Origin of the sequence: Streptomyces sp. NPDC086077, assembly GCF_040686175.1 — a bacterium.
In the GTDB taxonomy this organism is placed as follows: domain Bacteria; phylum Actinomycetota; class Actinomycetes; order Streptomycetales; family Streptomycetaceae; genus Streptomyces.
In genome coordinates this window covers 63,655-70,376 of sequence record NZ_JBFBJT010000022.1, presented here as the reverse complement: position 1 = coordinate 70,376, position 6,722 = coordinate 63,655, and the positions used below count along the sequence as shown (strand labels likewise).

The 6,722-nt window shown below is 71.6% G+C and carries 6 protein-coding genes; all 6 read left to right on the top strand.

Translation table 11 applies throughout. The features are described 5' to 3' along the window. A partial coding sequence (locus tag AB0O67_RS09615; protein ID WP_365447978.1) for a DUF4162 domain-containing protein occupies nt 1-411 on the top strand: 411 nt, incomplete at its 5' end. Then, nucleotides 408-1,199, top strand: coding sequence for an ABC transporter permease (locus AB0O67_RS09610; RefSeq protein ID WP_365447976.1), 792 nt, complete (start codon nt 408-410; stop codon nt 1,197-1,199). The genes AB0O67_RS09615 and AB0O67_RS09610, both read left to right, overlap by 4 nt. Before the next feature lie 698 nt (nt 1,200-1,897). Next, entirely contained in the window at nt 1,898-2,452 is a 555-nt protein-coding gene (locus AB0O67_RS09605) for a (2Fe-2S)-binding protein (RefSeq protein ID WP_365447974.1), read from the top strand. Continuing rightward, on the top strand, nt 2,449-4,977 hold the full coding sequence (locus AB0O67_RS09600; RefSeq protein ID WP_365447972.1) for a molybdopterin cofactor-binding domain-containing protein: 2,529 nt from the start codon (nt 2,449-2,451) through the stop codon (nt 4,975-4,977). Before AB0O67_RS09605 ends, AB0O67_RS09600 begins: the two co-directional genes overlap by 4 nt. Continuing rightward, on the top strand, nt 4,974-5,828 hold the full coding sequence (locus AB0O67_RS09595; RefSeq protein WP_365447970.1) for a xanthine dehydrogenase family protein subunit M: 855 nt from the start codon (nt 4,974-4,976) through the stop codon (nt 5,826-5,828). The genes AB0O67_RS09600 and AB0O67_RS09595 overlap by 4 nt, the downstream gene beginning before the upstream one ends. A 15-nt stretch (nt 5,829-5,843) precedes the next feature. Next, nucleotides 5,844-6,719: a MoxR family ATPase gene (locus tag AB0O67_RS09590; RefSeq protein ID WP_365447968.1), complete on the top strand. Its 876-nt coding sequence runs from the start codon at nt 5,844-5,846 to the stop codon at nt 6,717-6,719. Nucleotides 6,720-6,722: the final 3 nt, after the last annotated feature.

Below are 6,722 nucleotides of genomic sequence, written 5' to 3'. Positions count from 1 at the left end.
GGCGTCACCGTCTTCCTCACCACCCAGTACCTCCAGGAGGCCGACGAACTCGCCGACCGCATCGCCGTCCTCCACGACGGGAAGATCGCGGCCGAAGGGAGCGCCGAGGAGCTGAAGAGGCTCATTCCCGGCGGACACGTCCGGCTCCGCTTCACCGACCCGGCCGCCTACCGGTCAGCCGCTTCCGCGCTGCGCGAGGTCACCCGGGACGACGAGTCCCTCACCCTGCAGATCCCCAGCGACGGCAGCCAGCGCGAGCTCCGCTCACTGCTCGACTGGCTGGACGCCGCCGGCGTAGAGGCCGACGAGCTGACCGTGCACACCCCCGACCTCGACGACGTCTTCTTCGCCCTCACCGGCGGCGGCAACGTGCCGAGCCGGCCCGACAAGCCCAAGGAGGAAGCCCGATGAGCTCCCTTGCCCTCGCCGTGCGCGACTCGTCCACCATGCTGCGCCGCAACCTCCTGCACGCGCGCCGCTATCCGTCCCTCACCCTGAACCTGCTGCTCACCCCGGTCATGCTGCTCCTGCTCTTCGTCTACATCTTCGGCGACGTGATGAGCGCCGGCATCGAGGGTGGCGGCGCGGATCGGTCCGAGTACCTCGCGTATCTCGTGCCGGGCATCCTGCTGCTGACCATCGGTGGCACCACGATCGGCAGCGCGGTGTCCGTCTCCACGGACATGACCGAGGGCATCATCGCCCGCTTCAGGACAATGGCGATCCATCGAGGGGCGGTGCTCATCGGGCATGTCGTCGGCAGTGTGCTGCAGTGCGTGATGAGCGTGGTCCTCGTCGGGGCCGTCGCCGTGGCCATCGGATTCCGGTCGCACGACGCCACCGCCCTGGAATGGATCCTGGCCCTCGGACTGCTGACGCTCGTCTCCCTGGCACTCACCTGGATCGCGGTAGGTATGGGCCTGTCCAGTCCCAACGCCGAAGCCGCCAGCAACAACGCCTTGCCGCTGATGATCCTGCCGCTCCTGTCCAGCGCGTTCGTACCGGTCGACGCGATGCCGGGCTGGTTCCAGCCGGTCGCCGAGTGCCAGCCGTTCACGCCGGCCATCGAGACCCTGCGCGGCCTCCTCCTCGGCAGCGAGATCGGCGACAACGGATGGCTGACGGTGCTCTGGTGCGCGGGACTGGCCGTGCTCGGCTACGCCTGGTCCAAGTCACTGTTCGACCGCGACCCGAAGTAGCGGTCGGGATTCCTCGGGCCCGAGGGAGGCGCCCCGCCCCCGCCCCCTTGGCCGCGTACGCCGACACACACCGCGTCGGCGTGCGCAGCCCGGCCGGCGTTCGCCGGGTCGTGCGGCGGCAGAGCCATTACCGGGCTGGTGGCGCCGCGCCGCGCCACGCGGGAAGTGGTGCCGCAGCCCGGCCACGCTCGCCGTCAGCTGGGGGACGGTGAGCGCCGAGACCGGCGGGCGTCCGCCTTCGGACGAGACATACGCGACGCGCGAGCTCGGCCGGCGGCCTGGGCCGGACGTAGCCGCAGCGGGTGCCGCCGGGCCCAGGCGTGTGCCGCAGGACGGTCGCGCAGCTCGCCGAGTGCGGCGGGTTCCGGAGCGGGGTCGCCGAGGGGGGAGCCGCCGGGTCCTGTGGATCCATGAGGTGGGCGGTGACGCGGTAAGCGGGCGGCCGCCGGATCGCGGCCCGTGCCGCGGGCGGCTGCGTCATCGAGGACGCCCCACCCCCAGCCCGTGCACTGAGCGTGACGCTTCCCGCGACCGGGCGCGAGCCGCGTACAGCGGTCGCACATCCCCAGGGGCGCCGGACCAAAGGCCCGACAGACCGCGTCGCAGCGCTCGCCGCCTCCGTCGGCCGGTCTTACAGTGAGCTACATCGCGCCAGCGTGGCTGATTCCCTCACCCTGCCCGCACGGCCTGGAGGGCGCATGACCCATATCAAGGTGCACGTGGACGGCACGACCTACGAGGATGACGTGGAGCCCCGTCTCCTCCTCGCCCACTACCTGCGCGACCGCCTCGGCCTCACCGGCACCCCGATCGGCTGCGACACCTCGAACTGCGGCACCTGCACCGTCGACCTGGACGGAGCAACCGTGAAGAGCTGCTCGGTGCTGGCCGTGCAGGCGGACGGCGGCGAGGTGACCACGATCCAGGGGCTGGCGAAGGACGGCGAGTGGACGGCGCTGCAGCAGGCCTTCCACGAGCACCACGGACTGCAGTGCGGCTACTGCACGCCCGGGATGATCATGGCGGCGCGGGACCTGCTGCGCGATAACCCGCTCCCCACCCCGAGCGACGTACGGCAGGCACTGGAGGGCAATCTGTGCCGCTGCACCGGCTACCAGAACATCGTCCGCGCGGTGCTCGCCGCGGCCGGACAGGAGGCCGCTTCCGGACAACAGACCCTCTCGGGGCCTGAGGCCACCTCCGCAGCGCAGGGCACCTCCGGAGGGCAGCTCACCAAGGAGGCCCCGGCATGACCGATCAGGCCGTGGAACACGAACAGCGCGAGGTCGGTCGCTCCCGCCTGCGCAAGGAGGACGCCCGGCTGATCACCGGCCAGACCAACTGGACCGACAACATCCAGGTGGCGGGCATGCTGCACCTGGCCGTCCTGCGCAGCCCCATGGCCCACGCCCGCATCACCCGCGTCGACGTCGCCCCCGCCCTCGAACGGCCCGGTGTGGTGGCCGTCTTCAGCGGTGCCGACCTCGCCGACGGCCTGGGCTCACTGCCCTGTGCCTGGCCGGTGACCGAGGACATCGTGCTTCCCGACCATCCGCCCATCGCTGTCGACGAGGTCCGCCACGCCGGGGACCCGGTGGCGGTCGTCGTCGCCCGCGACCGGTACGCGGCCGCCGACGCGCTGGAGGCCGTCGAGGTCGACTACGAGCCGCTGCCCCCGGTACTGGACCTGGAGGACGCGCTCGCGGAAGGCACCCCCCTGGTGCACGCGGACAAGGGCACCAACCGTTGCTACACCTGGCCGCTCGCCACCGGAGAGAGCTTCGACGCGGTGCGGGAGCGCGCCGAGGTGTCCCTCAAGCGCCGCTACCACCAGCAGCGGCTGATCCCCAACGCGATGGAACCCCGCGCTGTGGTCGTCACGCCGCTGGCCGCCTCCGGCGAGTACACCGTCTATTCGGCGACCCAGGTCCCGCACATCCTGCGGATCATGCTGGCGACCGTCACCGGCGTCCCCGAGCACAAGCTGCGGGTCGTCGCCCCGGACGTGGGCGGCGGCTTCGGTTCCAAACTCCAGGTGTACGGCGAGGAGGCGCTCGCCCTCGCGGTGGCACGCCGGCTCGGACGCCCGGTGAAGTGGACCGAGTCCCGCTCCGAGGGCTACCTCGCCACCCACCACGGCCGCGGCATGATCCAGGACATCGAGATCGCCGCCACCCGCGAGGGGAAACTGCTCGGCCTGAAGGTGGACCTGCTGGCCGACATGGGCGCCTACCTGATGCTCGTCACCCCGGGCATCCCGATCCTCGGCGCCTTCATGTACCCGGGGATCTACAAGATGGACGCCTACGACTTCACCTGCACGGGCGTCTTCACCACTCGCACCCCGACCGACGCCTACCGCGGCGCCGGCCGCCCCGAGGCCACGTACGCCATCGAACGGATCATGGACGAGCTGGCCGTCGAACTCGGCCTGGACCCGATCGAGGTGCGGCGCCGGAACTGGATCCGGCACGAGGAGTTCCCCTACACCACGATCGCCGGACTCACCTACGACAGCGGCGACTACGAGGCGGCGACCGAGAAGGCGCTCGCCCTCTTCCGCTACGACGACCTGCGCGCCGAGCAGCGCGCGCGCAACGCACGCGGCGACACCGTACGCCTCGGCATCGGCGTGTCGACGTTCACGGAGATGTGCGGTCTCGCGCCGAGCCGGGTGCTGCGTGACCTCAGGTACGCCGCCGGCGGCTGGGAGGCGGCGAGCATTCGCATGCTGCCCACCGGCAAGGTCGAGGTCGTCACCGGCACGAGCCCGCACGGGCAGGGCCACGAGACCTGCTGGAGTCAGATCGCGGCGGACGTGCTGGGTGTGCCCTTCGAGGACATCGAGGTGCTGCACGGCGACACCAAGACGGCGCCCCAGGGCATGGACACCTACGGCTCCCGGTCGCTGGCCGTCGGAGGCGAGGCCGTGCACCGGGCCGCGGTCAAGGTGGTCGAGAAGGCGCGCAAGGTCGCGGCGCACCTGCTGGAGGCGAGCGAGCAGGACCTGGAGTTCAACGGCGGCGTGTTCTCCGTCAAGGGCTCCCCGGAAGCGCGCAAGAGCATCCAGGAGATCGCCTTCGAGGCGTTCACCTCGCACGATCTGCCGGACGGTGTCGAGCCGTCCATCAACGCCGAGACGGTGGTCGATCCGGAGAACTTCTCCTTCCCGCACGGCACCCACCTGTGCGCGGTCGAGGTCGACACGGAGACCGGCAGGACGCAGATTCGCAGCTACGTCTGCGTCGACGACGTCGGCACGGTCGTCAACCCGATGATCGTCGAAGGCCAGGTGCACGGCGGGCTCGCCCAGGGCATCGCGCAGGCCCTGTTCGAGGAAGCCGTCTACGACGACGAGGGCAACCTCGTCTCCGGCACCATGGCGGACTACCTCGTTCCCTCGGCGGCGGACCTGCCGGACTTCATCACCGACCGGACCCGGACCCCGGCCGTGGACAACTCCATGGGCGTCAAGGGCGTCGGCGAGGCCGGGACGATCGCGTCGACGCCCGCCGTCGTGAACGCCGTGGTCGACGCGTTGCGGCCACTGGGTGTGCCGGACGTACGGATGCCCTGTTCGCCGCACCGCGTGTGGCAGGCCATCCAGGCGGCGCGGTCCGGCGACGCCGGCGCGGCCGAGCCCGCGGCGACGGGCCCCGCGCAGTCCGGCCAGTCCGGGCAGGCGGCCCGGTCCGGCGACATCGGTCAGTACGGCGACATGGGTGGGTCCGGCGACATCGGTCCGTCCGGCCCGTCGGGTGAGGAGGGTCCGCGATGATCCCTCCTGTGTTCGACTACGCCCGTCCCGGCAGCGTGGACGAGGCCGTGCGCACGCTCACCGGCGCCGGCGAGGACGGCAAGGTGCTGGCCGGCGGGCAGAGCCTGCTGCCGCTGCTGCGGATGCGGCTGGCCTTCCCCGAACTCGTCGTGGACGTCGGACGGATCCCGGAGCTGCGCGGCGTCCGGGAGGACGGCGACACGCTCGTCATCGGCGCCATGACCACCCACCACGAGGTGCTCCACGACCCGCTGGTACGCCGCCACGCCGGTCTGCTGGCCCAGGCGACGGCCACGGTGGCCGATCCGGCCGTGCGGCACCGGGGCACCTTCGGCGGCTCCCTGGCGCACGCCGACCCGGCCGCGGACCTGCCCGCCGTGGCCCTGGCCCTGGACGCCGACCTGGTCGTGGCAGGCCCTCGCGGTCGGCGCACGGTGGCGGCCCGGGACTTCTTCGTCGACTACCTCCAGACGGCACTGGAACCCGACGAACTCCTGGTGGAGGTGCGGATGCCGAAGACGGACGGCTGGAGCTTCCACTACGAGAAGTTCCATCCGGTCGCCCAGTCCTGGCCCGTCGTCGGTGTCGCGGCGCTGGTGCGGTGCGAGGACGGGCACATCACCCAGGCGCGCATCGGTCTGGCCAACATGGGCTCGACCCCGCTGCGGGCCACGACCGCCGAGGAGACGCTGACCGGGGCCGACGGCCCCGAAGCCGTCGCCAGGGCGGCCGAGGCAGCGGCCGAGGGCACCCGGCCCTCGCAGGACCTGGCGGCCGGGCCCGAGTACCGGCGGCACCTCGCGCGGGTGCTGACCCGCCGGGCGGTGCTGACCGCCACAGGTTGGGAGTGAGCACCGATCACCGGCATGGACGACCCGGAGAAGGTGCGGGCCCGCCTGGAGGAGACCGGGTACCTCGTCGACGAAGGGCTGGCCGTCACGTGTTTCCTGGCCCTGAAGATGCGCCGGCCGCTGTTCTGCGAAGGTGACGCGGGCGTCGGCAAGACGGCGCTCGCGACCGCCCTCGCCAAGGCGCTGAACGCGCCGCTCATCCGCCTCCAGTGCCATGAGGGCATCGACGCCTCCCAGGCCCTGTACGACTGGGACTTCCCACGCCAGCTGCTGCACCTGCGGGTCGCTGAGGCGTCGGGCGTCACCGATGCCGACCGCCTCGAGAGCGAGCTGTACGACCGGCGTTTCCTCATCGCCCGGCCGCTGCTGCACGCTCTGCAGACGCACCCCTCGGTGCTGCTGGTCGACGAGATCGACCGGGCCGACGACGAGTTCGAGGCGTTCCTGCTGGAACTGCTGTCCGAGTACTCGGTCACCGTCCCGGAACTGGGCACCCTGAGGGCGGAGGAACCGCCGGTCGTCGTCCTCACCTCGAACCGGACCCGGGAGGTGCACGACGCGCTGAAGCGGCGGTGCCTCTACCACTGGTTCGAGCACCCTTCCTTCGACCGCGAACTGGCCATCGTGCGGAGCCGGCTCCCCGACGTGTCGGCGCGGCTGGCCGAACAGGTCACCACGCTCGTGCAGGCGCTGCGGGGCGCGGATCTCATCAAACCTCCCGGGGTGGCCGAGACGATCGACTGGGCCCAGGCCCTGGCCGCACTGGGAGCGGACGAGGTGGACGCGGAACTCGCCGTGACCACCCTGGGATCGGTCCTGAAGTACCGGGAGGACACGGACCGGGCCCGCAACCTCGATCTCGCGGCCGCTCTGGCGGCCCGGGGAGTGTGACGT